Source organism: Tepidanaerobacter sp. EBM-49 (assembly GCF_001896645.1).
Taxonomy (GTDB): Bacteria; Bacillota; Thermosediminibacteria; order Thermosediminibacterales; family Tepidanaerobacteraceae; genus Tepidanaerobacter; species Tepidanaerobacter syntrophicus.
In genome coordinates this window covers 32,818-59,585 of the sequence record NZ_MPPE01000024.1, presented here as the reverse complement: position 1 = coordinate 59,585, position 26,768 = coordinate 32,818, and the positions used below count along the sequence as shown (strand labels likewise).

Genomic DNA, 26,768 nt, shown 5'->3' with positions numbered 1-26,768 from the left:
TTTTGCTGCATTAAAAAATGGATAACCCTTCTATCTCATATTACAAGGGACGGTTCTTTTGTGTTGTCTGACAACACAAAAGAACCGTCCCTCTGTGCTCTCTAAAATGACTTGACTTTAGTTAGCTGGTCTCTGTGCTCTTTTCTCTTTATTCTTGCTTTACTCCCTTAGTAGTAGAATTTCCTCTCATATCAACTTTAATAAGCTTTTCAACTTTTTGACCGCGGCAGCCTATAAGGTAGCTGGTAAGATTTGCGGTAGAACAGCTGTGATTCGGTATAATCTCAATCGTATCGCCGACTTTAAGATTTGTTTTTCCTTCTACATGAAGCTTGCCAACCTCTTCTGAAAGACTAAAAACGGTAAGCTCCGGATGCCCTTTTACATGTCCATAGCCTTTGATTGCAGTATTTCCATGAGCACCCTGGTCAAGGCCGAGGCATTTGGCCCCTGCATCGCATATAAATAATTCTTCTGAAGGATGAGAAATAACTGTAGCATATACAAAAAGCGCACAATCTGATTCTTTTGCTGTATTTGTAGAAAGCTGGATATTATCCATAAATACATAATTGCCGGGATGGAAAACGTTGATATTTTCATCTAAGACTGCATCATAGAAAGTAGGTGTGGAGCCGCTGGTTATAAGTTTCAACTCATACCCTGCAGCTCTGAGGGAATCTGCTGCGGCCTTTACAGCATTTTTCTCATCTTTTACATAAAGCGGGATATCTTCCTGCTTTGAAGCGGAGTAAACATGGCCCGGATGTGTTGAGATACCTAAAAAGTTTAGAGCCTTAAAATCCTTTAATGAGTTTGCAAAATCTAATACCTTTTCAGGCAAAATACCAAAGCGATGTAATCCGCTGTCAATTATAATCGTATAATTTACTTTAATTCCCGCAGCCTCTGCCGCATCATTTAGCATCTTTGCCCCGTCGTAATTATCGATTCTTATAATAAAATTGCATTTTTTGCTAAGATCAATAACCCTTTGAACATTTACAGGGCTTGCGACAGGATATGCATACATGATGTTTTTGATACCTGCCTTCGCCAGTCCCTCGCACTCGTCTAATGTGCCGCATAAAAACCCGGCGGCTCCTGCTTCTTGCTGCATTTTTACAATCTCTGTGCTTTTGTGGGTCTTTATCATTGGCCACAGCTCTTTGCCATTTGCATCACACAGTGCCTGAGCCTTCTTAATATTATTTTCCAAAATATCCAGGTCAACTAGTATAGCCGGTGTTTGAAGTTCTTTCTTTTCCATAATTGAATCCTCCTTAAATTAGTAACATTTTAGTTTATAATTTTAATTTTGCCATATCTTTAAATTATTATGGCTCTAATCTTGATGGCATTACAAAGTTTGTAAAAGTTCAATTAAGAATGTGCCATTGAAAAATAAGTATAAAAACCAAGATTTTAACAGGATATTTAAATTAAAGTCAAATTTAGCAAAAGATTTACAAAAAGATGGCCTGAAGAATGAATACTAAAACAATGGCAGTAAGGGATTGAGCGATGCTGATTATCGGCAAAGTCCGATAAGCAACCTCAGGCTTCATCTCAGACGTAGTAGTGATTACCCAGAAGAAATCATCATTGCCGTGAAATACCATAAACCCACCAGCTGCACAAGCAAGCATTGCAATGACTCGACCCATAGGAGTTGTAAAACCTAAAACATCAAGGAGAGGCAGCAACATAGATGCAGCCGTAATCATTCCGACAGTGCCTGAGCCAATGGCGGTCCTAAATATTGCACCGATTATAAATGGAATGAGTATACCTATGGTCATTCCGGAAAAATACATTGTCACCATTTCCTCAAGATTTGAGGTCCTAAGGACAGATGCAAAAGCTCCGCCTGCACCTACAATTAAGACTATCTGACCTGCAGTTTTTAAAGCTTCACCAAAAGCACCATCAAATGTCCAGACTAAATTATCTTCAGGGTAAATGCTGCGATATGTGATAAATGCAAAAATTAAGCCAATAAGCAAGGCGGATACAGGCTGACCTGTTGCTGCAAAAAATCCTGTAATAAAATTATTTTTTCCAAAGGGAGCGCTTTCCAGTGAGGAAATTGTATTTAGGAACATTAAGAGAATTGGCAATAAAATGGGTAAAAATGCTTGAAAAGCACCAGGCAGTTTTTTGTCATTAACGATTTCCTCGGTATCAGATGGGAGATAATAATATTTTGAGCCAAAACGTGTTCCAAGATAGTAGCCAACTAGAGTAACAGGTATTGATACAACCATACCCAAAAGAATAACAAGTCCCAGATCTGCGTTTAAAATACCGGCAACAGCTAAAGGACCTGGTGTAGGTGGAACCAACATATGTGTTGCATGAAGGCCCATTGCCAAAGATACTGCCATTGTAGTCATGCTAACCTTTGTATCCCTACTTAAACGTTTTGCCAAAGGAGAAAGTATTACAAAAGCTGAATCGCAAAAAACCGGTATTGAAACGAAGTAGCCGGTAATTGCCAATCCCAATGCAGCATGTTTTGGGCCGGTAATTTTTAAAATAGTTTTGGCCATTGTTTCTGCTGCTCCGCTCTTTTCAAGCAAAGCACCCATAACTGTCCCGATGGCAATGACAACACCGATTCCGGCTATTGTGCTGCCTAGTCCTGATGAAAATGCAGCTATGATGTCTGGGATAGACTGACCGGTTAAGATTCCAAAAGTAAATGCCGCTGCAGTTAAAGAAAAGAATGGATGTAATTTTACTCTAACTGTTAAAAAAACTAATACAGAAATAGAAATAGCAATTGAAAAAACAGTGAATAAAGGGTTCATTTTCTTCGTCCTTTCTTGATTATTTTGGCAATTCTAATTCTAACATTATCAAGAGTAGAAAGTCAATAAGAAATTAATTAATATTTAATTTATCCTTAAGTATTTAATTTATATTTAATAATACTACTGTCTCTTTTCTTTGAATAGCTAATTTTTTCTATTAGAACCAAATGCATGATTAAATCACATTTAGCTTTTACTTTCTGCTGCTATCGTCAAAATTCATATATTTATACATGTTTGACAATTTTAATAATCAATAATATAATAAACTAAAGCGTTTTAGTAAAGCGTTTTAGTTAGTAAAGATGAATGACAAAAAGCCCTGAGTAAGATTTATACACTCTTTGCGGCAGGCGGTTTTGCGTTTTACACAAATACGGTTTACCTTTTTACAGCTGCTCACAATAAATATTGTGGCCAGCTAATTTATAAAATTAAAATAAATTTAAATCAGGGAGGAAAAGTTAAATGAAAAAAATCCTTAGTGTCATGTTAATCTTTGTTTTCGTTATGGTGATGGTAGCCGGCTGTTCATCACAGTCATCTCAACCAGCTGATTCTTCAAAAGAGGAAACATCCGGCGATAATGCCGCCGGGTCTAAAAAACTTAGAGTTGCGTTGGTCTATTCCGGGTTTTTAGGAGATAAGTCTTTTAATGATTCAGCTCATGCAGGCGCTATGAGAGCTGTAAACGATTTTGGCATCGAGTTAAAAGAATTGGAATCGAAAGAACCGGCTGAATGGGAATCTAATGTAGTAGCTATGGCATCTGAAGGATATGATTTAGTTGTATGTGTTTCGACCCAGTTTCAAGATATTCTTGCAAAACACGCCCCTGAATTTCCTGATATAAAGTTTGCATTAATTGATGGAGTAACAAAAGGAGATAATATCGTATCTACTACTTTTGCACAAAATGAAGGATCATTTCTTGCGGGCGCTGCAGCAGCAATGTTTACAACAAAAACGCAAGTACCTAATGTGAATGCTGATAAAGTAATCGGATGGGTAGGCGGAATGGATATCCCGGTTTTACATGACTTTTTTGTAGGATATGAGCAGGGAGCAAAGTACATTGATCCTGATATAAAAATTTTGCAGTCGTTTGCAGGAACATTTAACGATCCCTTGAAAGGCAAAGAACTAACTCTTGCTCAATACAGCCAAGGTGCTGATATTGTCATGAACGTAGCTTCGGGCACTGGCATGGGTGTACTAGAAGCAGCTAAAGAAGCAGACAAGTATGCTATCGGAGTCGATATGAATCAAGACGATGTATATCCCGGCCATATTCTAACATCTATGGTAAAAAGAGTGGATAATGCTACTTATTTAGTAATAGAGTCAGTAGTAAAAGGAACCTATAAAGGCAACACTACAGAATACCTCGATATAAATAAGGGCGGAGTAAGCTTGACGGATATGTCAGTAATGAAGGAAGCTCTGGGAGATAAGTTCCCTCAAGATATTCCTGAGAAAATAGCAGAACTGGAAGAAAAAGTTAAATCCGGAGAAATTAAAGTGAATGCTTATGAAGGATTTGGAAGAAAGTAACCTTTAATAGCAAAAAGCCTTTTCTAAGGAATAATTGAGCTTTATGCTCGGTTATTCCTTAGTTTAATAAAAACTAGCAATCCTAAAAATCTACAAGCGGGGTATATATTAATGGATGAATATATTATAGAAATGATAGATATCACAAAAAGCTTTGGCGATGTAAAAGCAATTCAAAATGGACAATTTAATTTGCGCAAAGGCGAGATACATTCATTAATAGGTGAAAATGGCGCTGGCAAATCTACAATGATGAAAATACTATATGGCATACATCAAAAAGATTCTGGAATAATTAAAATCAGAGGAGAAGAAGTAAGAGAGCTAACCCCTAGAATAGCAATCCAATACGGAATTGGGATGGTTCATCAAGAATTTATGCTTGTTGGGGATTTAACAGTGCTTGAGAATATTATATTGGGTTTTGAACCTCGAAAAGGCATCGTCATAGATTTTGATGCGGCAGAAAAAGAAATTAAAAAATACATTAATACTTACGGAATGGACATACAGCCGAATAAAAAAATTAATCAAATTTCAGTAGGTGAAGCCCAGAGAGTTGAGATAATAAAGACTCTTTATAGAGGTGCAGAAATTATTATTTTTGATGAACCTACATCCGTCTTAACTCCCCAGGAAACTGTAAAATTCTTCGAGATCCTAAACAATATGAAAGCAGACGGCAAATCAATAATATTTATTTCACATAAATTAAATGAAGTAATGGAAATCTCAGACAGAATTACTGTTATGCGCCAGGGAAAGTATGTAAATACTGTTAACAAATCAGACACAAATAAAAATGAATTAGCCAAAATGATGATAGGACGCGAGATATTTCTAAATATAGAGAAAAAGGAATCCAACCCTGGAAAAAAAATATTAGAAGTAAATGATTTGTGGACATCAGGTGAAAAAGAATTATCAAAAATACGTGGAATTTCATTTGATGTAAAAGCAGGAGAAATTGTTGGCATTGCTGGCGTGGACGGAAATGGCCAGAGCGAACTTGTAGAAGCACTGACAGGATTAAGAAAGGTAGAGCGCGGCAAGATAACTGTTGATAATGTAAATGTAACCAATCTTTCTCCTTTACAAATAAGAGAAGCCGGAGTAGCTCATATTGCAGAGGATCGGAATACAAGAGGCCTAAACTTAAAAATGAATGTTGCGGAAAATTTAGTTGCTCTAAAATATGACAAAGAACCATTAGCACAGGGTATTGTTCAAAACCGCAAATCAATTGAAAGCTTTGCAAAACAGCTAATTTCAACATTTGATATAAGGCCGAATAACCCCTGGGCTTTAGCAGGTTCTTTATCGGGCGGAAACGCACAAAAAGTTGTAATTGCAAGGGAAATCGATGCAGATGCTAAATTATTAATTGCCGCTCAGCCTACACGAGGAGTAGATATAGGCGCTACTGAATATATAAGAAGTAAAATTAATAAGGTTAAAGAAGAAGGCAAAGCAGTCCTTCTAATTTCGGCTGATTTAGAAGAAGTACTTTCGCTTTCTGACAGGATTATTGTTATGTATGAAGGCAAAATAATGGGCATTTTAAATGCTGAGGAAGCCAATGAAGAAAATGTAGGTATACTTATGATGGGCGGAGAAACTGAAGTTAGCTTGTGAACATTTAATTAAAACGGGGATGATATAGACTATGGAGCAAACAAACAAATATCTAAACCTCCTCCTTACAATTCTTTTGTCAACAATTATTGGCGGGCTGATAATGCTGTTTTTGGGTCATAATCCAATCGAGGCCTATATTCAACTTCTAAGAGGCGCTTTTGTCGGTAAATTAAACTTTGGAACAACACTGCAAAAATTTGTTCCTCTTCTTTTGACTTCCGTGGCTTTTCTGGTAGCTTCGCGCGTTGGCGTTTTTAATGTTGGCGTCGATGGAGAGCTATACTTAGGAGCGATAGCAGCAGCTTGGGTAGGTTTTACATTTACGAGTGTCCCAGGTCCGATTTTAATACTTATGTGCCTTGCTATTGCTGTCATCGTTGGCGCAGCATGGGCATATATACCAGGATCTTTGAAAGCTTATCTTGGCGTCAATGAAATATGTGTAACTATACTTATGAATTATGTTGCGACATATATTACTTCATATTTGGTCAATGGTCCGCTTAGCGCAAAGACTGGCGTGCCTCAAACCCCAACAATTGCAGAAGGGGCCCAGTTGACAAAGATTTTAAAGCCAAGTCAAGCAAATACAGGCCTTTTTATCGCACTAGCAATCGTTGCAATTATCTATTGGATATTACAAAATACAACAATTGGATACAGATTTAAGAGTGTAGGATTAAATCCTATGCATGCAGAATACGTAGGAATAAATCCTAAAAAAACAATAATCAATTCGATGCTTCTAAGTGGCGCAGTAGGCGGCTTGGCAGGTGCCATTGAAGTTTTAGGAGTATATGGATATTTTTTAGACGGCTTTTCTTCAGGAGTCGGATTTGATGGAATGTTAGTTGTGCTTATGGTTAAGGGCGACATGAAAATGGTGCCATTTGTCGCATTCTTCATAGCTGCCTTAAAGGCTGGAGCCTTAGGTATGGAACGCTATACAGGTTTACCTAAATCGATCGTTGATACTATAATAGCGATATTTATCATATTTGCAACCATGGAAAATTTATTTTCTTTTTATAAGAAGAAGAGAATGAAAACAGTTCAAGCTTCGGTTAGCGAACGAGATTAAGGGGAGGATGCTATAAATGGATCTGGGCACTATTTTTGATTATACTTTAATATATTCCACTATAAGAGCTTCTACGCCGATTTTATTTGCAACATTAGCGGCAGTGATTACACAGCAAGGCGATATATTAAATATAGGCGTAGAAGGAATTATGCTTGTTTCAGCATTTTCAGCTGTTTTAGTAAGTTATTTGACAAGCAATTGGCTTTTAGGTATTGCTGTGGCGATGATAGTCGGAGTTATAATGGCAATGATTATGGCTGTTGCAAGTATCAAGTATAATGCGGATATAACTGCAATTGGAATGGCAATAAATATGCTCGCTCTGGCCGTTACGAAATTCGGGATTAAACAGTTTTTGGGAACAACAGGAAGTTTTACAGATCCCAAAATTGCGGGTATTCCTCGCCTCCATTTTGGATTCCTTGAAAAATATAAGTATCTTAATGGAATATTTAATAATTGGTCTCTGATGGAAGTAATAGGTATCTTGATGGTTTTGGCATTAACATTTGTGCTTTATCACACGGTGTGGGGGCTGCGCTTGCGTTCTGTGGGGCGCTTGCCAATGGCTGCCGAGACTGCAGGTATAAATGTTAAAAGTATCAAATACCAAATTATGGCAATTTCCGGGTTGCTAGGAGGATTAGCAGGAGCCCATTTGTCGATTGGATATTCTAAAATGTTTATAGAAAACATGACAAATGGACGAGGCTTCATGGGAGTGGCAGCTATGTTTTTTGGAGGCGCAAATCCTGTCTTAGCTTGGATAGGCAGTCTTCTTTTTGGACTTATCGACAGTATAGGAGGAAGGTTGCAGGCATATGGATGGCCTTCACAATTTGTATTAATGCTCCCATATATTATAACAATATTAGTTTTATCTGTTTCTTTGTGGCGCAGTGCTAAAAGAAGAGAGAAAATGAAGAGTTCTTTATTACAAAAATAAAAGGAGTGCTGAACTATATGAGAAAAATAATTTTAGATTGTGATCCGGGGCATGATGATGCTGTAGCAATTATGATGGCGGCAAAACATCCAGATATAGAGCTTTTAGGAATAACTACAGTTGCAGGTAATCAGGTATTAGAAAAAACAACAAGAAATGCATTAAACGTCTGCCAATTTTTAGATATTGATGTGCCTGTATATGCCGGATGCAGTTTGCCGTTGGTTCGTTCTCAACAAATAATAGCTGAGGATATTCATGGCACAACCGGATTAGATGGACCCACATTCGAGCCGCTTACCAGAAAAGCCGAGCCGAAGCATGCAGTTGATTTTATAATCGAAACCTTAATGGCCTCTAATGGCGACATAACCCTTGTGCCTACAGGGCCGCTTACCAATATAGCAATGGCTATGCGAAGAGAGCCGAAGATATTAGATAAAATCCAAGAAATAGTCTTGATGGGAGGAGCTTATCAACTGGGCAATGTTACGCCTGCTGCAGAATTTAATATGGCAGCAGATGGCGAAGCCGGTTATGTAGTATTTACTTCGGGGAGACCAATTGTAATGATGGGTCTTGACTTAACAAGACAAGCTCTGTGTTACCCAAGCATAGTAGACAGAATGGATAAAATAAATAACAGAGCTGCCCGACTATTCGTAGATCTAATGAGGTTTTTTAATTCCACACAGAAAAAGGTCTTCGGGTGGGAAGGAGGACCTCTACATGATCCCACTTGTATTGCTTATTTAATAGATCCTAGCTGTGTTGAAACACGATCTATGTTTGTTGAAGTTGAGATAAGAAGCGAAAAATGTTATGGGAGGACACTCTGCGACTATTTTCATGTAACGAAAAATGAACCAAATGCTAAAGTTGGAGTAAAGCTAAATCAAGAAAAATTCTGGGATATAGTAGAGGAATGCATTAAGTTTTATAATTAAAAAATTAACTCTCATTAAGGAGACAATTTTATGGATGCCAAAAATGATAGATTAAAGTCAATTTTGGACAAGAAAAAAGACGAGTATGCATTGCAACTTTCCCAACTTGTGGCAATTGATACTCATGTATTGGGTCATGGCATTGACGGCGGATTAGAACAAAAAGGGCAGGAATATTTGATAAAATTATTTGAGCAAATGAATGCAGATTCAATTGTTAAAGACTTTCCTAGCAAAGAAATTCTGGAAAAGAGTCTTAATCTATATAATGAGGGCAACTTAGGCCACAATTACGATGGCAGGTTTAATGTATACGCTACTTTCAAGGGAAACGGCGGCAAGTCCATAATGTTTAATGGCCATATAGATACTATGCCTGCCGGTGATGTAAATAAATGGAATACACCACCTCATGAGCCTATAATTAAAAATGGGAAAATGTACGGTCTTGGAGTTTGTGATATGAAAGGCGGATTAATGGCCCCTATAATGGCTGTTGATCTTCTAAAGGAGGCAGGAATCGAACTTCCAGGGGATGTAATAATTACTTCTGTTATAGATGAGGAAGGCGGCGGCAATGGTTCTATCATAGCCGCAATGAATGGCCAAAAGGCTGATGGAGTTGTAGTTTGCGAACCGACAAATTTAGAACTTGTTATCGCACACATGGGCTTTATATTTTTTAAAATTGAAATAGAGGGACTGGCGGTTCACTCAGGGATGAAATGGGTTGGGGTAAGCGCTATAGAAAAAGCTGTGAAGATAATGAATGCAATAGACGAGCTCGAGCATAAGTGGCTTATGCAGCATAAACATATTCTTCTGCCTGGACCGTCTTCAAATGTGGGTGTTATTAATGGCGGTGTAGCAGGTTCTACTGTTGCAGATTATTGTTGTTTTAAAACATGTGTGCATTATTTACCGGGTTCTATGAATCATGAGAAAGTTGTTAAGGAGTACACAGGAGCAATTTATAGAGCTTGCGAGGGGGATGACTGGCTGAAAGATCACAAGCCTCGCGTATCAATATATCAAGCCGGCGGCCCGTTTGAAATGGAAAAGGATCATGAATTTGTAAAGTCATTTGAACGCGCATATGGATCAGCAGAAGGTAAGGAAATAAAGATTGTAGGTTCGCCGTCTGGATGTGATGCAAGAGTTTGGAAAAATATTGCCAAATGTCCAACTGTACAATTTGGACCGGGTTCACCGAGCCAATGCCATGCAATAAATGAATTTATTGATATGGAACAGTATTTCAAATCTATATTGATATATGCGAATTTGATCTTAGAATGGTGCCAGGGATAAAATTAAATAAGTGGGCAACTTTGCTTGGGCAACTTTGCTCAAAACAGGAGGGAAAACTAATGAAGAAAGTTTTGATTGCTGGAGAATCATGGGTTAGCCAAACTACTCATATAAAAGGCTTTGACAGCTTTTCTACTGTTGTATATGAAGAAGGCGTGGAATACATACGCAAAGCTATTGAAAAAGCAGGATATGTGGTCGAATTTATTCCAAACCATCTTGCTCCAGTGCAATTTCCATCTTCTATAGCGGAATTGAACACCTATTCTTGCGTTATCTTATCCGATATAGGATCGAATACTTTACTCCTAAGCCCGGAAACGTTTTCTAAAAGTATAAAGACACCAAACAGGTGTGAACTTCTAAAAGAATATGTTTACCAAGGCGGAGGATTTATGATGATTGGAGGCTATATGTCTTTTTCGGGAATTGATGCGAAAGCAAGATATGGATTTACACCTGTAAAAGATATCTTGCCGGTAGAGTGCCTAAAAATAGATGACCGAGCAGAACATCCTGAAGGCATATCGCCCATAATTGTAAAAGAACATGAGGTTTTTAGAGGAATCCCAGAGGAATGGCCACAATTTCTTGGCTATAATAAAACAAAACCAATTCCTCAAGGAGAGGTAATAGCCACAATAGATGGCGATCCTTTTATAGCCGTCGGCGAATTTGGAAAGGGGAAATCAGCAGTATTTACATCTGACTGTGCGCCTCATTGGGGTCCCCCTGCTTTTGTAAATTGGGAATTTTATGATATACTTTGGGCAAATTTAATGGATTACCTGACGAAGTAAGTTTATTTTGACTTTCTACTCTTTTTTATGATATTTATTTTGTAAGTTAAACTATTATGTAATATTCTGTAGAAAACATCATAAATTTTTTAAGGAAGAAACGATATGTCTATTACAATTAAAGATATTGCTGAAAAGGCCGGCGTATCCATTACCACAGTTTCTAAAATAATTAATAAAAAAGATGATGATATAAGTGACAAAACAAGGAATAAAGTATTAAAAGTAATTGACGAATATAATTATATTCCAAGTGCATTGGCTACAGGCCTTGTGACTAAGAAAACTAATACTATAGGCCTGCTCTTGCCTGACATATCCAATGCTTTTTTTGCCGAGCTTGCCAGAGGTGTAGAAGATGGAGCAAATTGCGAAGGTTACAATGTTATCCTCTGCAATACAGACGATGATCCCGAAAAAGAAAACCAATACTTAAGCGTTTTAAAGTCGAAACATGTGGATGGAATAGTTTTTCTTTCTACAGCACTGTCAAATCATAGCGCAATCAGAGAACTAAGCAGGAAAGGCTTTCCCGTTATAGTACTTGACCGGGCATTTGATGATGAAGATATATTGGCTGTATTTATTGATAATGTCATGGGCGGCTACCTTGCGACGAAGCATTTAACAGAATTTGGGCATAAGGCAATAGGATGCATTACAGGGCCACTGAAACCTAAACTTGCAATACAACGTCTTGAGGGTTACAAAAAGGCGCTAAAAGAAGCACATATTGATTTTAATGAGGAGTTAATATATGAGGGTAATTTTAAAACAAGAAGCGGAGAACTTGGCGCAAAAAAACTTTTAAAAGCAGGAGCAACTGCAATCTTTGCCTCAAACGACATGATGGCATATGGGGTATATAAAGCAGTTCATGATGAGGGCCTGAGTATCCCCTATGATATATCCGTAGTCGGCTTTGATGACATATTTTTATCAGAAATACTGTCGCCTCCCCTAACTTCAGTGAAACAGCCGACTTATGAGATGGGTATAATGTCAGCAGCCATGCTAATAAAAAAGATTAAAAACGAGGAACTAAAACAGTTGAGGGTGGAATACAAACCTACACTATCTGTAAGAAAAAGCGTTGCTTATCCCGCTGATAAAGTTGAAACCTGAGTAGGAGGGTTATAGATTGAAAAAAATTGTCGTAGTTGGAAGTATTAATATGGATGTAGTCATAAGGGTGCCTCATATCCCTACTATAGGCGAGACGGTGCTTGCAAAAGGTCAGCAGCTTTATGGCGGAGGCAAAGGGGCCAATCAAGCTATTGCAGCAAGCAGATTAGGCGGCAATGTTTATATGATAGGCCGGCTTGGCGATGACGCTTATGGCAAAAAACTATATAATGAATTAGTTAATAATAATGTGAAAGCAAAAGCCGTAGAATACGATACAAATTTTCCTACCGGAACAGCATATATATGTGTTTCGGACAAAGGCGATAATACAATTGTCGTAAATCAAGGAGCCAATGGCAGGCTTGACATTGAACAAATAAAAAGGTATGAATGTATTTTACAAGATGCTGACTACTGTATACTCCAAATGGAAATACCAATTAGTACCATAGAATACGTAATTGATTTCTGCAAGAAGAAAAATATTAAGGTAATTTTAAATCCGGCTCCCGCCCATTTGCTAAGCGATGAAACGCTAGAAGGTATCTATATGATACTTCCCAATGAAACAGAACTTGCAATTCTTTGCAATAACAGCGGCACGATAGAAGATATGGCAAAAAGCTTGCACAAAAAAGGCATTGAAAATGTGATTGTAACATTGGGCGGAAATGGTTCTATGTTAGTAAATGAGAAAACAACAAAACACTTTCCCGCTATGTCATTTCCTGTGGTAGATACGACGGCAGCAGGTGATGCTTTCGTAGGTGCTGTTACAGTTGGGCTTTCTGAAGGAATGGATCTTGAAAAAGCAATCGAATTTGCCACATGTGCAGCCGGTATAACCGTGAGCAGAGAAGGTGCTCAAGCATCACTGCCTGATAGAAAGATGGTTGACAGCTATTTTTCTATGCGATAAATATAAATGCTCTACTAAAAACGACGCTTTAATTATTCAGCCTTACCACACCATAAAATTTGGGTGTATTGGGGCTGATTTTTTGTTGAAATCAAAAAGTATTGGACTTGCTGCTCAGACTTAGTGTATCATTATTATAGTAAATATAGAAAATACTCAGCTATAATAATAGGGAGAAAGGCGAGATCCATGAATATACGTCTAGGCATTGTTGGACCGGAAGATTCTCTGATTTTACTAAGAAAAGTCTTGCGTGAGTTTGACAGAGAGATTACGGTGGTTGAAAAAGCTTATGAAAATTTTGAAGACCTTAGGGATATTGCAACAATGGTTCAAGATGTGGATATAATACTTTATAGTGGTCAGGCACCTTACTTTTGGGTAAAATCCAATGTTAATATTGAGACACCCGGGGTTTATATCCCTAGAAACGGGACGAGCCTTTACAAGGTGCTTTTTGACATTTATCGTGATGGCAAAGATGTTTCTGCTTTGAGCTTTGATACGATAAGCCGTCGCGATATCGAGGAAACTTATATGGAACTTAATCTGCCGCTTACCCAGGTATTCACAATGGATTACGATAAATATCTTCCCTATGGAAAACTTGTAGATTATCATAAAAGTTTATGGAATGAGGGCAAAACCCATGCGGCAGTGACGTGCCTTAACAAAACTTATGAAGAGCTTAAGAAATCAGGCATCCCTGCCTATAGAATATTGCCTACTATTTCTAGCGTCCGGCACAGCTTGGAAAAAGCGATAATGTATGGAGAAAGTATCAAGCTTAAGGAAACTCAAATGGCGCTTATATTAGTAAGGGTCGAAGACGTTGAAGATACATTATATGAAAGCTCCAACTATCAATTGCAAATAAAGCTTCTTGAGCTTTATCAGATAATTTTAGGCTATGGCGATCAGACGAACGCTACAGTAACCAAGATAAATGACACAGAATTTATGATAATAACTACCCGCGGGTGTTTGGAAGAATCTACAGATATATTTTTAGGTTCGCCTCTGCTTCGAGCGCTAAAATCCAATACGAATCTTAAAGTAACCGTAGGAATAGGATTCGGCAGAACAGCGAAGATGGCCGAGACCAATGCCCGACAGGCAGTAAAGCTTTCTAAGGAAAACGGAAGCGACTGCTGCTTTTTGGTGACGGAAGAAGGTAAGGCCATTGGACCTATGCGAGAAGATAAGGGCGCAATAAAAAGTGTTGCAGATTTAGATTTGGAAGAACTGGCGAAAAAACTAAATATGAATGTAATAAATTTGAGTAAATTCAAATCTTCTCTTCGCCGCTTAGGGAAAAACAAGGTAACTGCTAAGGAGCTCAGCGAAAGTATGAACATAAGTCAACGAAGCGCTCGTAGGATTTTAGCTCAATTGGAAGAAAAAGGAGCGGCTAAAATTTTGGAAAACAAAAGTGTATTAGGGAAGGGCAGGCCAAGTCGGGTATATCAAATATTAATATAGAGCTAGTTCGGTTAGAAAACTAATTATATGAAGATCATCACTTTATTTAATTAGATGTAACCGACTTAAAAATTAACAATTTACAAAAAAAGTGTACCGGTGCTTATAACCGGTATTTTTATGTTTAAAAGGACTTTTCGTATAAATAAATTTTTGCGATGACAAGTATACTGTATACATTTTAAAATCAAGAAGGATTTTGGAAAAAGAGGAAGAATTCATAATAAAACATATATGGCCACATAACCAAAATTTGGCCGAAAAGGAGGAAATCATGTGACTAAAAATGAGTTGACAAAACAGAAAGGCAGTTTTGAAAGGTTTTTGGATTGGGTGGAGCGCGTAGGGAATAAACTACCACATCCATTTTTCCTGTTTGTTTATCTGACTATAGGGATAATGCTTCTATCTGCTGTTTTATCTATACTGCAAGTTTCGGCGATAAATCCCGGCAGCGGGGAAGAAGTTGTGGTCAAAAGCCTTTTAACCCGAGAAGGCGTGGAGTGGATGCTGGTAAATGCCCTTAAAAACTTTACCGGTTTTGCTCCTCTCGGTCTGGTGCTTTCTATGCAGATGGGTATTGGTCTTGCAGAACAGGCGGGTTTGCTGTCTGCCTTCATGAGAAAAACCATGTATGGCGCACCTTTATGGGCTATTAGTTTAGCAGTAATGTTTGTAGGCATAAATGGGAACATTGCATCAGATGCTTCCATAGTCATTATACCGACACTTGCGGCAAGTATCTATCTTTCCCTGGGGAAAAATCCGTTGGTAGGTCTTATGGCGGGATATGCTGCAGCCTGTGCCGGCTTTTCCGCAAACCTTATAATAGCCGGAACCGATGCGCTACTTGCAGGCATAACTCAAGAAGCTGTAAAAATCATAGATCCAAGTATCCAAGTTAATCCCTCTATTAACTGGTACTTTATGTTTGCCTCGACGATTATCTTTACATTTGTGGGGGCATGGATCACTGACAAAATCATAGCACCGAGACTTGGAGAATACAAAGGCAAGATAAAAGTTTCCGAAAACCAAGACCTTACGCCTATTGAAAATCTTGCCTTAAAAAATACAGGCAAGGCAGCTTTAATATTTCTTGCGATACTAGCTGCTGCTACATTGCCTAAAAATGCCATTTTAAGAAATGCTGAAACCGGAGGACTTATACCTTCACCGTTTTTAAACGGTATTATTCCGATTTTAATGCTGTTTTTTATAACAATAGGTGTGGCATACGGAAAGACTGTCGGCACCATAAAAACTGCCGGCGACATACCAAAACTTATGGCTGAAGCAGTAAAAACCATGTCAAGTTACATAGTTCTTGTTTTTATCATAGGCCAGTTCGTAGCATATTTTAACTGGACTAACATAGGTGTTGTAATAGCGGTAAAAGGGGCAGAATTTCTGCAAAATGTGGGATTTACAGGTTTGCCGCTGATTATAGGAATTATATTGCTTTCTACCATAGTAAACCTGTTTATCGGCAGCGGATCTGCCAAGTGGTCTATACTTGCGCCCATATTTGTACCGATGCTGATGCTGTTAGGCTATTCTCCGGCAATGACTCAGGTAATATACCGCATCGGCGATTCTTCAACCAATCCGATAACACCGCTTTTTCCATACTTCCCCATAGCCTTGGGTCTTGCTCAGTACTATGATGAAGATGCCGGAATTGGGACTTTGATGTCTTTGATGCTGCCTTATGCATTGATATTTTTGGTAGTGTGGACACTGCAATTGATAGTGTGGATGGTCTTAGATTTGCCATTGGGACCGGGAGCAGGAATTTATATGTAAATCTTGCAAAAAGGAGTGCCTAAATCGCATGGAAGAATTGGAAAAACAAATATCCGAGATTTTAGAACATATAATATCAATTAGAAGACATATTCATCAAAATCCGGAGCTGGGCTATGAGGAAAAAGCTACTTCGGAACTAGTTGCAAAGGAATTAAAGTCTTTATGCCTTAAGGTGGAAGAAGGCGTGGGCGGATACGGCGTAGTAGGGATTTTGGAAGGCGACCGACCGGGAAAAACTCTACTCCTCAGAGCCGATATGGATGCACTTCCTATTGAGGAAGAAACCGGACTTCCCTTTAGCTCAAAAGTCGCCGGCATCATGCATGCCTGCGGTCACGATATTCATACAGCTATTTTGCTTGGCGCAGCTAAAGTGTTATCAAAATACAAAGATCGCATCTGTGGGCAAATAAAATTTGTATTTCAACCGGCAGAAGAGTGCAGTCCACAGGGTGGGGCTAAGGCAATGATAGATGCAGGAATACTTAAAAATCCGAAGGTAGACTATGCCTTAGCACTACATGTAATGCCACAGCTTTATGTAGGCGAAATCGGTTTATGTTCCGGACCTTGCACAGCTAAATCAGATCGGTTCTTTTTAAAAGTAACAGGTAAATCCGGTCATGCATCAGCTCCCCATCAAGGAATAGATGCATTGGTAGCGGCTGCGGATGTAATATCAAGCATGCAAACTATAGTATCAAGGCGGATAGATCCTCGGGACAGTGTAGTTATCTCCATTGGCAAAATCACAGGCGGCCAGAGATACAACGTTATATGTGATAAAGTGGAGATGGAAGGCACTGTAAGAATCATGACGCCGGGATATGAAGATGAAATTAAGGAATATATGAACCAGGTAGGAAAGGGTGTAGCTTACGGCCATGGTGCCTTTTTTGAAATGAATTATCTAGAAGGATATCCTATGGTAATAAATGATGTTAGCCTTACGCAGAAAGTAAAAGAAATTCTTATCGAAAAGATGGGCAAAGATACTATAAAAGATATTCCCCAGGAAACTTCCGGCGAAGATTTTTCCTTTATTTCTCAAGAGGTGCCGTCGGTATATATGAAATTAGGTTCTTCTTCGAGAAATACCAAGGAAATATTGCCCCTACACAATAGCCGCGTAATTTTTGATGAAGGCTGCATACCCATTGGCATTAAGGCACTAGTGGTACTGAGCATGGAACTGTTGCAGCAGGAGGAATAGCATGGATGATATAAAAACATTGGTAAATAAGATAGAACCGAAAGTTATTGCATATCGCCGAGATTTTCATAAATACCCCGAAGTAGGCTGGACGGAGTTTCGCACAAGCAGTAAAGTAGCTGAAATTCTCATGGATTTAGGCTATGAAGTAAAACTTGGCAGAAAAATTCTAAAAGAAGAAGCGATCATGGGTTTTCCCTCGCAGAAGGAAATACTAAATGAAATAAAGCGGGCGATAAAAGAAGGGGCGGACCCTAAAATAATAGAGATGATGGAAAATCTGCCGGGGGTTGTAGGAATTCTTCATACCGATAAACCGGGTCCTACGATGGCTTTTCGCTTTGATATGGATGCCCTAAGTATTACAGAAGCTCAAGATGATGAGCACAGACCACACAAAGAAAACTTTTCTTCGGTGCATGACGGAATAATGCACGCTTGCGGCCATGATGGTCATACAGCAGTGGGACTGGCTCTTGCAGAAATTCTTATGAAAATCAAAGATGATTTATCCGGAACGATAAAGCTTATTTTTCAACCGGCTGAAGAGGGGGTAAGAGGCGCGAAAGCCATGGTGGAGGCAGGTGTCGTAGATGATGCGGATTACTTTTTTGCTTTTCACATAGGCTTTGGAGCCGCTGATTCAGTGAGCCTTGTAGCTAAGACCACAGGTTTTTTAGCTACATCAAAAATAGATGTTGATTATATAGGTCAAACTGCCCACGCCGGTGCTTGCCCGCAAGAAGGGAAAAACGCCCTGCTGGGGGCTGCATCTGCAGCTCTTAATCTGCACGCCATAGCACCTCACAGTGAAGGAATCACTCGCATAAACGTTGGCGTATTGACAGCAGGCACAGCTGCCAATATAATACCCGGAAGTGCTCATATGAAAATTGAAACTAGAGGCGAGACTACAGCATTAAATAATTACATGCAGGAGAAAGCAAAAATCATACTTAAGGCTTGCGCAAATATGTACACTCTTGGCTGCCACATCAAAGATGCCGGCAGTGCGCCAAGTGCCAAAGGCGATGAAGAGCTTGCTAAAACAGTAAAACAGATTGGTGAGAGCTTAGGAATTTCGAAAATAGAAAATGAAAGTAACTTTGGCGCCAGTGATGATGCTACATATTTCATGGAAAGGGTTCAATCACAAGGGGGTAAAGCCCTTTATTTTCAAGTTAAAACTCCAATTGCATCCGATCATCATACAAACAGGTTTGATTTTGATGAATCCTGCCTTAAAGTAGCCATTCAAATATGTGCACATTTAGCTCTTAGAAATTTTATCTAATGCCGGATTTTACCATCCGGCTTTTTTATGTGCGCCAATTTTACTTTTGTCATTCTGAGTGAAGTTAAGATGAGAATCTCAAGGTTATTTTTGATAAAGATCTTTTGCTGAGGCTGAAAATAGTAATATTTGTGTGCTTTGGAAACTTTATTTGAAAAATACGAAAATAACACAAAAGAACACAAAAGAACCGTCCCTCTGTGTACTTTGTGTACTTCTTGAAAACAAAAATTTCTCAAAATCAGAAATTAATGGATTTATCTCTTAATTTAGTGTATTATTGTATTAAGCAGGTAGCTGCTTTATATAATGCATGCATACTTGCGTGAAGACAGTAGGCTCACTATATGACGGTTTAGGAGGGAAAAAATATGCTTTATGAGATTGTAAATGATTTTCCTCACGAGATTTTAAATGCGAAAAATCCCCCTTTTATCTCACTTTATCAGCCGACCCACCGCTACAGTCCTGAAAATAAACAGGATGCAATTAGATTTAAGAATCTTATTCGAGAAGTGGAAGATTCGCTAATGCGAAAACACCCAAAAAGAGAAATAGTCAATATCATGAAACCTTTTTATGCCATAGCCAAAGAAAAAATGTTTTGGAATTATACCTTAGATGGCTTGGCAGTGCTTGCTACAGAAGACAGATGTATAGTATATAATCTTCCAAGACCTGTAAAAGAGGTAGTGGTAGTAGCTGATACCTTTTATATCAAACCCCTCATAAGAATTTTTCAGTCAGCAGATCGCTATCATCTTTTAGGACTTAATAGAAAAGAATTTAAGCTTTATGAAGGCAATAGATATGGATTTAAGGAAGTTAAAATTCCACCTGACATCCCAACGACCATTGAAGAAGCCTTAGGGGAAACTTATGGCCGCAAAGAACCTTCGTTAAGCGCAAGAACTGTTAGTTCTATGGGAAGCGGCGTGTTTTATGGGCAAGGCAGTAAAAAAGATATAATTGATAGTGAGACAGAAAAATTTTTTAGATATGTAGACAAAGTAGTTTGGGAAAATTATTCTCGCCCCACAGGATTGCCTCTTATGTTAATAGCCTTAAAAGAACACCATACATTTTTTAAAAAAATCAGCCGCAATCCTTTTCTAATGAAGGAAGGTATTGAAACAGCTTTTAATTCCTTAACAGTAAGCGAATTGAAAGATGCTGCATGGGAAAAAATGGAGCCAATATATTTAGGAAAGACAAAAAAATTAATTGATGCCTATGAACTGGCAAGGTCTAAGTTTTTGGCTACAGATGATTTGGCGCAGATTGCAAGAGCAGCGCTGTCGAATAATGTCGGAACTTTACTCGTAGAGGCAGACAGGATAATTCCGGGGAAAATTAATAGGGAAACAAGTGAACTTATAGAAGGAGATTTAAAAGATGTAGAGGTAGGCGATATATTGGACGATCTTGCTGAAATGGTGTTTAAAAACAAGGGGGAAGTAGTCGTACTTCCAAAAGAAAGAATGCCGACAGATACCGGAGCAGCAGCAATTTTCAGGTATTAAATGAAACTTTAACCGTAATGAAATATATACCAGTGACATAAAAAATAAAAAGGTCCTTTGATATGGCACAGCAATAAAACGAGATCAAAGGACCTTTTTATATAAAGCTATATAATAGAAAGACATAATTTTGTTTAAAAATAGTATAATGTGCGGCATACACGACAAAAATGCTAAAATTAAAGTACTGCCAGGAAGTATTACATTAACAGACAATAAACACAAAGATTGCGAAAAAATTATGGAACCTTGATGAAAAATGGATAATCATATCTAACCTTTTAATTATGCCTTGAGAAATATTAAGGCTAAGGTAAAACTTGCATAAATTGATGTGATCTAAAGAAAAAGCAAGATTTGGGTATTTTCACAATTTGACAATAAGTAAATATTACAGTATAATTCATATGTATTTTAAATACTTTTTACGAGCTTCATAATAAGCTATAGTTGGTGGATAAATGCTAGATCAATTAAAAATAAAAAATTTAACAAATATTTTAGTTAATTTATTTTCTAAGCAGAGAGCGACTAAAACACAATTAGTTGAATTGACTGGTCTGAGCAACTCTACAGTATCCTCCTCGGTTAATAGTTTACTCAAGCTCAAACTATTAGTTTGCAATGGCATGGAAGATTCAATTGGTGGCCGACGCTCTGCAATCTATGAAATTAATAAAGATTATGGTCAGTTTATAGGCGTAGATTTGTTTAGAAATACAATTCATGTTGAGACGGTTTGTTTGATGTCAAGGGTCGAAGGAAAATAGCCGCGAAAGCTTAAGTATACTGCGGTTTTCTGGCAATCGGGCAAATTTGGCATCGGGCAGACCAAACGCTTCTCGGTAACTTATCCAAGGGCAATCCGGCTCAAAAAGTGTGAGAGTTGAGTTGCCAAGTTAGATGTCAATATGTTGAGTTGCCGAGTTAGATGTCGGGGAGTTGTGGCTGCGAGATAGATGTCAGGAAAGATAGGAGGAAGCGTTATGGCTTTTGATTATAAAAAAGAGTATAAGGAATTCTACATGCCGAAGAATAAGCCCGGTATCATCACGGTTCCGAGCATGAATTATATTGCGGTTCGTGGACACGGTGATCCGAATGCGGAGGATGGGGAATATAAGCAGTCTATCGGGCTGCTCTATGGTATCGCCTTCACGATCAAGATGAGCAAAAAGGGAGATCACCAGATTGATGGTTATTTCGATTATGTAGTCCCTCCGCTGGAAGGATTCTGGTGGCAGGATGGTGTCGCCGGGATCGACTATGCTCACAAAGAAAACTTCGAGTGGATCTCCGTCATTCGTCTGCCAGATTTCGTTACAAAGGTTGATTTTGACTGGGCGATTGAGGAAGCTACCAAGAAGAAAAAGACAGACTTTTCAAAGGTCGAATTTCTGACCTATGATGAGGGCTTGTGCGTTCAGTGCATGCACATCGGTTCTTATGACGATGAGCCTGCCACTGTCGCACTTATGCACGAATACATGGAGCAGCAGGGCTATGTTCTGGATATTACAGAGCAGCGTTTGCATCATGAAATTTATCTGAGTGATGCCAGAAAGGTTGCACCGGAAAAGCTAAAAACAGTGATCAGACATCCGATAAGGGAGAGGTAGGATTATGGCATCAAGCAAAGAATACTTGGATTTCATATTGGAGCAGTTGTCAGAACTGGACGATATATCATACCGGGCAATGATGGGAGAATACATCTTCTATTATCGCGGCAAGATCATCGGCGGCATTTACGATGACCGCTTTCTTGTGAAGCCTACAAAGTCCGCTGTGGCAATGATGCCGAATGCAGACATGGAACTGCCATATGAAGGGGCGAAGGAAATGCTGCTCGTAGATGATGTTGACAATAAGGAGTTCCTTACAGAACTGCTTGAAGCGATGTATTCGGAACTACCTGCGCCGAAGAAAAAATAAAGAAAATACACCAAGGCTCCCACATTGTCGGCACCAACAGGCGGCCATATATTAAAGGGAATAACAGATCATTATTTCGGAGGTTGACGCAGTATGAATTATAAGGTGATCGATAAAGAAACTTACTATAGAAAAGGCGTGTTCCGTCATTTCACAGAAGATTGTGCGTGTTCGACTTCCATGACAGCGAGGATTGATGTTACCGATCTTGTTCATCATTCCAAAGAGATCGGGACAAAGTTTTACATCAACTTTCTTTTTATCCTGTCAAAGGTTCTGAATTCCCGCGAGGATTACAGGATGGGGTATCTTAGGGAAACGGACGAACTGATCTGTTATGATGTGATCAATCCCATACAGTATATCTTTCATGATGATACAGAAACCTTCACGCTTGTCTATACAGAATACGATGAAGATTATGAGAAATTCTACGCAGAAGCTCTGCGTGATGCTGAAGAGGCAAAAAAGACCAGAGAATATGGTTTTGATATTATGAATCATCCCAACTGGTTTGATGCGTCATGTATACCGTGGCTGTCTTATGATGCCATGCATCTTGAACTGCCCGATGTTCATATGTTTTTTGCGCCTGTCATCAACTGGGGAAAATACAGGGAGGAAAACGGCAGACTTGTGATGCCTGTGACTGTCCGTCTAAATCATGCGATTGCTGATGGTTATCTGGTGGCAAATGTATTTAGGCTCTTGGAGCAGGAAATCACGTTATTTGTAAAGAGATGATTGAGAAAAAGGTATAGGAACTTGCCACAAGGCTCCCAAACTGCCATCATCGGTAGTAAGGGAGCCTTTTTTATGCTTCGATGTTGATTGTGAGCCCGGACTTAAATTCCACCGTGAAGTGGTCGGCAAAGACGATGATCTTCTCGATGAGCTTTTTGACCAGAGCCTCATCAAACTCTGTGATGTCGGTTTCCTGCCCGGCGATGAAGTCTTGCAGCTCCCTGATCCGTTTCATGAGTTCTTCCCGGTGGTGGCTGTCGAGTTCTGATTGTTCCTTCTGGTCGCGGAGCCGGAAAATTTCATCGGCGATGGCGTCATAGTCTTGCTTGTTGTTTGCCTTCTTGATGAGCTCTTTTTGCAGTTCTTCCAGCCGAGCTTGAATGCCATCCGGCGATAGGGTATCGGCGCTGACTACGGCCTTGGCGATATTGGTCTGCAACTGTTTTAGGAAGGTGCCGCGCTCTGTCAGAATCTGATTGATGGCTGTGACCGTGACTTCCTGCAGCAGGAGCTCGTTAATCGTCCGGTTGGTGCAGTTTGTGTCTGCGGAGCCCGGCTCCAATCGGCTGATGCAGCGCCAGACGATGGACTTGCAGCCGTGGTTATTCCAGTGAACGCGCCGGTAAAGCTCGCCGCAGTCTCCGCAGAAAACCATCTGTGCAAAGCAGTGATTGCAGGAGAAGCTGCGTTTCTTGCCTGTCGGGCTGACATGGACTACCCGGCGACGCACAAGCTCCGCCTGCACCTGCATGAAGAGGTCTTTTGGAATGATCGCTTCGTGGTCGCCTTCAACGTAGTATTGAGGGACGGTGCCGTTGTTCTTGATGCGCTTCTTTGTCAGGAAGTCTGTGGTGTAGGTCTTTTGCAGGAGTGCGTCACCCATGTATTTCTCGTTGCGGAGAATCTTGTTGATGGTGCTGGTGTGCCACTTTGTCTTGCCAGCGCCGGTGAGGATACCGTCAGCCATAAGCCCGTCGGCGATCTTATCCATGCTGGAGCCTTCGAGGTATTCCCGGTAGATGCGCTTTACGATTTCTGCCTGTTCCGAGTCAATGATCAGGTGCCCGTTGTCATCCTTGGTGTATCCGAGGAATCGATTGTGATTGACCTGCACCTTACCTTGCTGGTAGCGGTACTGCAGTCCCAGTTTGATGTTCTGGCTCATTGACTGGCTTTCCTGCTGGGCAAGGCTCGCCATGATCGTGATCAGCACCTCGCCTTTAGCGTCCAGCGTGTTGATGGCTTCCTTCTCAAAATAAACTGGTATGTTCTTATCCTTCAGCTGCCGGATGTATTGCAGGCAGTCGAGAGTGTTTCGAGCAAATCGGCTGATGGACTTGGTGATGACCATGTCGATGTTACCAGCCATGCACTCGTCGATCATTCGATTGAATTCATCACGCTTTTTTGTGTTGGTGCCGGAGATACCGTCGTCTGCAAATATGCCCGCCAGCTCCCATTCCGGATTCTTTTGAATGTACTCGGTGTAGTGCGTGACCTGAGCCTCATAGCTTGTTTCCTGTTCTTCGGAATCCGTGCTGACGCGGCAGTAGGCTGCAACACGGAGTTTTTTCTGCGCTGATTGCTTTACTGTATTTCCGACCTGCCTTCTGGCCGGAATCACCATTACATTTCCCATTAGTTTACCTCGCTTTCAATGAGGCTGTAGAGGTATTCTGCCTGCAGCCTCGGATCTTCATAGTGTTGCTCTGCCGCAGCCATGCGAAAGCCGGTAGGAGACGCTGCGGGTTTTACACTCTTTTTCCTGTTCAGCCTGCCAAGTTTCCCGGCGCGTTCAAATCGGATGGCGGCAGCTTTATCGTAGGTTTCCTGATCAATGATAGCCGGGTAAAAGTCGTCTCCGAGGTAGTGCCTGTTTTCCATCAGGCGCTTTGCCGTGCCGTGGTAGGTTTCAATGCCAGCAGCGGCAGCAGCCTTGGCCAGTGCCATCCCGGAGAGGTAATTCTCATAGAGCTTTCGTATTTTATTGGCTTCATCCTCTTTAATCGTGGCGCAGCCGTTTTCAATGCTGTAGCCGTAGGGTGTATGTCCCATGTATTCACATCCTTTCTCGAAGCGTCAGACCGCATTTCAGTTCAAAGCGCACTTCATTTCTGGAGCGGACAATGATGCAGTTCACATATTCATTAAACAGGTCATCATCGAATTCATGAAGTATTCCACCTTTTTCTGTAAAGTGCAGAAGCGCTGTGGCTGCTGTGACCTTTGTTACATCTCCGGAAACAGCGTTTTTTAAGGCGTTGATCTCATCCCGGAAACTGTCTGCCTGAGAAAGCAGCTCGTTCGTTTCTTTGTTAAAAAGGATCGGGTCGATGATGCCCTGTGTCATGAGCTTTGTCAGCGTCTCGCGCTTTTCTGTGTTCTGCGCCAGTAGGGTCTGTATTTCCTGAATGCGCCGAAGCGAGTCATCAGACGAAGTGTTTTTCAATGCGTCCACATATGGTTTTAGGATGATCCTGTGCGCGTAGACCAACTTGTTCATCATGGTGACGAAAGCCTGCTTCAGATCATCGTCCTTTACAAAAAGCATGTGGCATTTATCTTTATCCTTGATGTGGGTACTGCAGCACCATGCGGTGTATTTGTATCCGGTGCAGCTGTGTATCCGGCGCTTAAAGGTATCGCCGCACTCGCCGCAGATGATCTTCCCGGAGAAGGTGTAGCGATTCTGGTATTTGTCGCTCCCTTTGACGACACCTTTTTCCGTTGCCCGCTGGTGAATAAAAGCGTGAGCAGCTTCAAAGTCCTCCCGGCTGATGATTGCCTCGTGATGATCCTTGACCATGTACTGTGTCTGCTCGCCGTGATTGTTGTGCCGGACAAAGCGTGAATCCGAGTACGTTTTCTGGAAAAGGCAGTCGCCGACATACTTCTCATTGGAGAGCATCCCGCGAATGGTTGTGGCTGTCCAGCGTCCGTTTCGCTTGGTAGGAATGCCTCGCCGGTTCAGGTCGTCCGCGATGGCGTGGGTGCCTTTGCCGGAGAGCAGCGCTGCGAAGATTTCTTTTACCACAGCCGCCTGCTCCGGATTAATTACCATCTGCTCGCCATCCCAATCGTAGCCGTAGGGTGGGTAGCTGACTTTATAGGTGCCGCTCTCAAAGCGTTTCTGGATTGACCACTTGCTGTTTTCTGATATGGAAACAGACTCGCCTTCGGCCATGCTGGAGAGAATTGCCAGAAACAGCTCGCTCTCCATTGAGCCGGTGTTGATATTTTCCTTCTCGAAATAAATCGGAATGTGCAGGGCGAGCAGTTTTCTTACCAGTTCTAAGCAGTCCGTTGTGTTCCGGCTGAAGCGGCTGATGGATTTTGTGATAACAAAGTCCACTTTACCGGCCTTGCAGTCGTCAATGAGTCGTAGGAGCTCCGGGCGCTTGTCCTTCTTGGTGCCAGTGATGCCTTCGTCGAAATAGAGTCCAGCGAACTCCCAGTCATCACGGGATGTGATGTAATTTTCGTAGTGGGTTTTCTGTGCCTCAAGGCTTTCAAGCTGGGCATCGGAATCCGTAGAGACGCGGCAGTAGGCGGCTACCCTGATCTTCTTGAGTTTAACTTTCGAGTTCGCTGTTTCCGCGATTTTCGTAACTTTTTTCAAGGGAAG

The 26,768-nt window shown here is 40.4% G+C and carries 23 protein-coding genes; 18 read left to right on the top strand and 5 right to left on the bottom strand.

The genetic code is table 11. From position 1 onward, the window contains the following. Window positions 1-148: 148 nt before the first annotated feature. Together BUE08_RS03780 and BUE08_RS03775 are read right to left on the bottom strand one after the other, a co-directional pair. Window positions 149-1,270, bottom strand: coding sequence for an alanine racemase (locus tag BUE08_RS03780; protein WP_213950517.1), 1,122 nt, complete (start codon window positions 1,268-1,270; stop codon window positions 149-151). A gap of 196 nt (window positions 1,271-1,466) precedes the next feature. Beyond that, window positions 1,467-2,813: a GntP family permease gene (locus tag BUE08_RS03775; protein WP_286680383.1), complete on the bottom strand. Its 1,347-nt coding sequence runs from the start codon at window positions 2,811-2,813 to the stop codon at window positions 1,467-1,469. 471 nt (window positions 2,814-3,284) lie between these two features. Between BUE08_RS03775 and BUE08_RS03770 the strand changes: the two genes are divergently transcribed. The 18 genes from BUE08_RS03770 (at window position 3,285) to BUE08_RS03685 (ending at window position 23,143) form a co-directional block, all read left to right on the top strand. After that, window positions 3,285-4,370: a BMP family lipoprotein gene (locus BUE08_RS03770; RefSeq protein WP_059032013.1), complete on the top strand. Its 1,086-nt coding sequence runs from the start codon at window positions 3,285-3,287 to the stop codon at window positions 4,368-4,370. A 111-nt stretch (window positions 4,371-4,481) separates the two neighbouring features. Next, window positions 4,482-6,005 (top strand): ABC transporter ATP-binding protein, encoded by a 1,524-nt coding sequence (locus BUE08_RS03765; protein WP_213950518.1) that lies wholly within the window; start codon window positions 4,482-4,484, stop codon window positions 6,003-6,005. A 31-nt stretch (window positions 6,006-6,036) separates the two neighbouring features. Next, on the top strand, window positions 6,037-7,089 hold the full coding sequence (locus BUE08_RS03760) for an ABC transporter permease (protein ID WP_213997524.1): 1,053 nt from the start codon (window positions 6,037-6,039) through the stop codon (window positions 7,087-7,089). Window positions 7,090-7,105: 16 nt separating this feature from the next. Continuing rightward, complete coding sequence (locus BUE08_RS03755; RefSeq protein WP_213997525.1) at window positions 7,106-8,038, top strand: ABC transporter permease; 933 nt, start codon at window positions 7,106-7,108, stop codon at window positions 8,036-8,038. A 17-nt stretch (window positions 8,039-8,055) separates the two neighbouring features. Beyond that, complete coding sequence (rihB, locus tag BUE08_RS03750) at window positions 8,056-8,985, top strand: ribosylpyrimidine nucleosidase (protein ID WP_213950520.1); 930 nt, start codon at window positions 8,056-8,058, stop codon at window positions 8,983-8,985. A 30-nt stretch (window positions 8,986-9,015) separates the two neighbouring features. Next, complete coding sequence (locus BUE08_RS03745) at window positions 9,016-10,296, top strand: M20 family metallopeptidase (protein ID WP_213997526.1); 1,281 nt, start codon at window positions 9,016-9,018, stop codon at window positions 10,294-10,296. A 59-nt stretch (window positions 10,297-10,355) separates the two neighbouring features. Next, complete coding sequence (locus BUE08_RS03740; RefSeq protein WP_059032001.1) at window positions 10,356-11,096, top strand: glutamine amidotransferase; 741 nt, start codon at window positions 10,356-10,358, stop codon at window positions 11,094-11,096. A gap of 105 nt (window positions 11,097-11,201) precedes the next feature. Continuing rightward, window positions 11,202-12,221: a LacI family DNA-binding transcriptional regulator gene (locus BUE08_RS03735; RefSeq protein ID WP_213997528.1), complete on the top strand. Its 1,020-nt coding sequence runs from the start codon at window positions 11,202-11,204 to the stop codon at window positions 12,219-12,221. A gap of 16 nt (window positions 12,222-12,237) precedes the next feature. Further along, window positions 12,238-13,143 (top strand): ribokinase, encoded by a 906-nt coding sequence (rbsK, locus tag BUE08_RS03730; RefSeq protein ID WP_213997529.1) that lies wholly within the window; start codon window positions 12,238-12,240, stop codon window positions 13,141-13,143. A 189-nt stretch (window positions 13,144-13,332) separates the two neighbouring features. Next, window positions 13,333-14,625 (top strand): helix-turn-helix domain-containing protein, encoded by a 1,293-nt coding sequence (locus tag BUE08_RS03725; protein WP_213997530.1) that lies wholly within the window; start codon window positions 13,333-13,335, stop codon window positions 14,623-14,625. A 276-nt stretch (window positions 14,626-14,901) separates the two neighbouring features. After that, window positions 14,902-16,431 carry an AbgT family transporter gene (locus BUE08_RS03720; protein WP_213997531.1) on the top strand — a complete coding sequence of 510 codons (1,530 nt, stop codon included), beginning with the start codon at window positions 14,902-14,904 and terminating at the stop codon, window positions 16,429-16,431. A 28-nt stretch (window positions 16,432-16,459) separates the two neighbouring features. Further along, complete coding sequence (locus BUE08_RS03715; protein WP_213997532.1) at window positions 16,460-17,647, top strand: M20 metallopeptidase family protein; 1,188 nt, start codon at window positions 16,460-16,462, stop codon at window positions 17,645-17,647. A 1-nt stretch (window position 17,648) separates the two neighbouring features. Then, a complete protein-coding gene (locus BUE08_RS03710; RefSeq protein ID WP_213997533.1) occupies window positions 17,649-18,941 on the top strand; it encodes an amidohydrolase in 1,293 nt (430 codons plus the stop codon). A 371-nt stretch (window positions 18,942-19,312) separates the two neighbouring features. Next, the gene (locus tag BUE08_RS03705; protein ID WP_059031982.1) at window positions 19,313-20,464 is read left to right on the top strand and encodes a baeRF3 domain-containing protein; all 1,152 of its coding nucleotides are present in this window, start codon (window positions 19,313-19,315) and stop codon (window positions 20,462-20,464) included. Between the two features lie 461 nt (window positions 20,465-20,925). Beyond that, the gene (locus tag BUE08_RS03700; RefSeq protein ID WP_286680382.1) at window positions 20,926-21,234 is read left to right on the top strand and encodes a hypothetical protein; all 309 of its coding nucleotides are present in this window, start codon (window positions 20,926-20,928) and stop codon (window positions 21,232-21,234) included. Window positions 21,235-21,450: 216 nt separating this feature from the next. After that, on the top strand, window positions 21,451-22,083 hold the full coding sequence (locus tag BUE08_RS03695) for a GyrI-like domain-containing protein (RefSeq protein WP_009242892.1): 633 nt from the start codon (window positions 21,451-21,453) through the stop codon (window positions 22,081-22,083). A 4-nt stretch (window positions 22,084-22,087) separates the two neighbouring features. Further along, the gene (locus tag BUE08_RS03690) at window positions 22,088-22,399 is read left to right on the top strand and encodes a TfoX/Sxy family protein (RefSeq protein WP_009242891.1); all 312 of its coding nucleotides are present in this window, start codon (window positions 22,088-22,090) and stop codon (window positions 22,397-22,399) included. A 93-nt stretch (window positions 22,400-22,492) separates the two neighbouring features. After that, a complete protein-coding gene (locus BUE08_RS03685; RefSeq protein ID WP_009242890.1) occupies window positions 22,493-23,143 on the top strand; it encodes a CatA-like O-acetyltransferase, family 3 in 651 nt (216 codons plus the stop codon). Window positions 23,144-23,213: 70 nt separating this feature from the next. Here the strand turns inward: BUE08_RS03685 and BUE08_RS03680 are convergent, their stop codons facing one another. The 3 genes from BUE08_RS03680 to BUE08_RS03670 are packed head-to-tail and all read right to left on the bottom strand — an operon-like array spanning window position 23,214 to window position 26,762. Continuing rightward, on the bottom strand, window positions 23,214-24,782 hold the full coding sequence (locus BUE08_RS03680) for a recombinase family protein (protein ID WP_286680381.1): 1,569 nt from the start codon (window positions 24,780-24,782) through the stop codon (window positions 23,214-23,216). Further along, complete coding sequence (locus BUE08_RS03675) at window positions 24,782-25,198, bottom strand: integrase (RefSeq protein ID WP_270189954.1); 417 nt, start codon at window positions 25,196-25,198, stop codon at window positions 24,782-24,784. Before BUE08_RS03675 ends, BUE08_RS03680 begins: the two co-directional genes overlap by 1 nt. A 4-nt stretch (window positions 25,199-25,202) precedes the next feature. Beyond that, window positions 25,203-26,762: a recombinase family protein gene (locus BUE08_RS03670; RefSeq protein ID WP_270189955.1), complete on the bottom strand. Its 1,560-nt coding sequence runs from the start codon at window positions 26,760-26,762 to the stop codon at window positions 25,203-25,205. Window positions 26,763-26,768 lie beyond the last annotated feature (6 nt).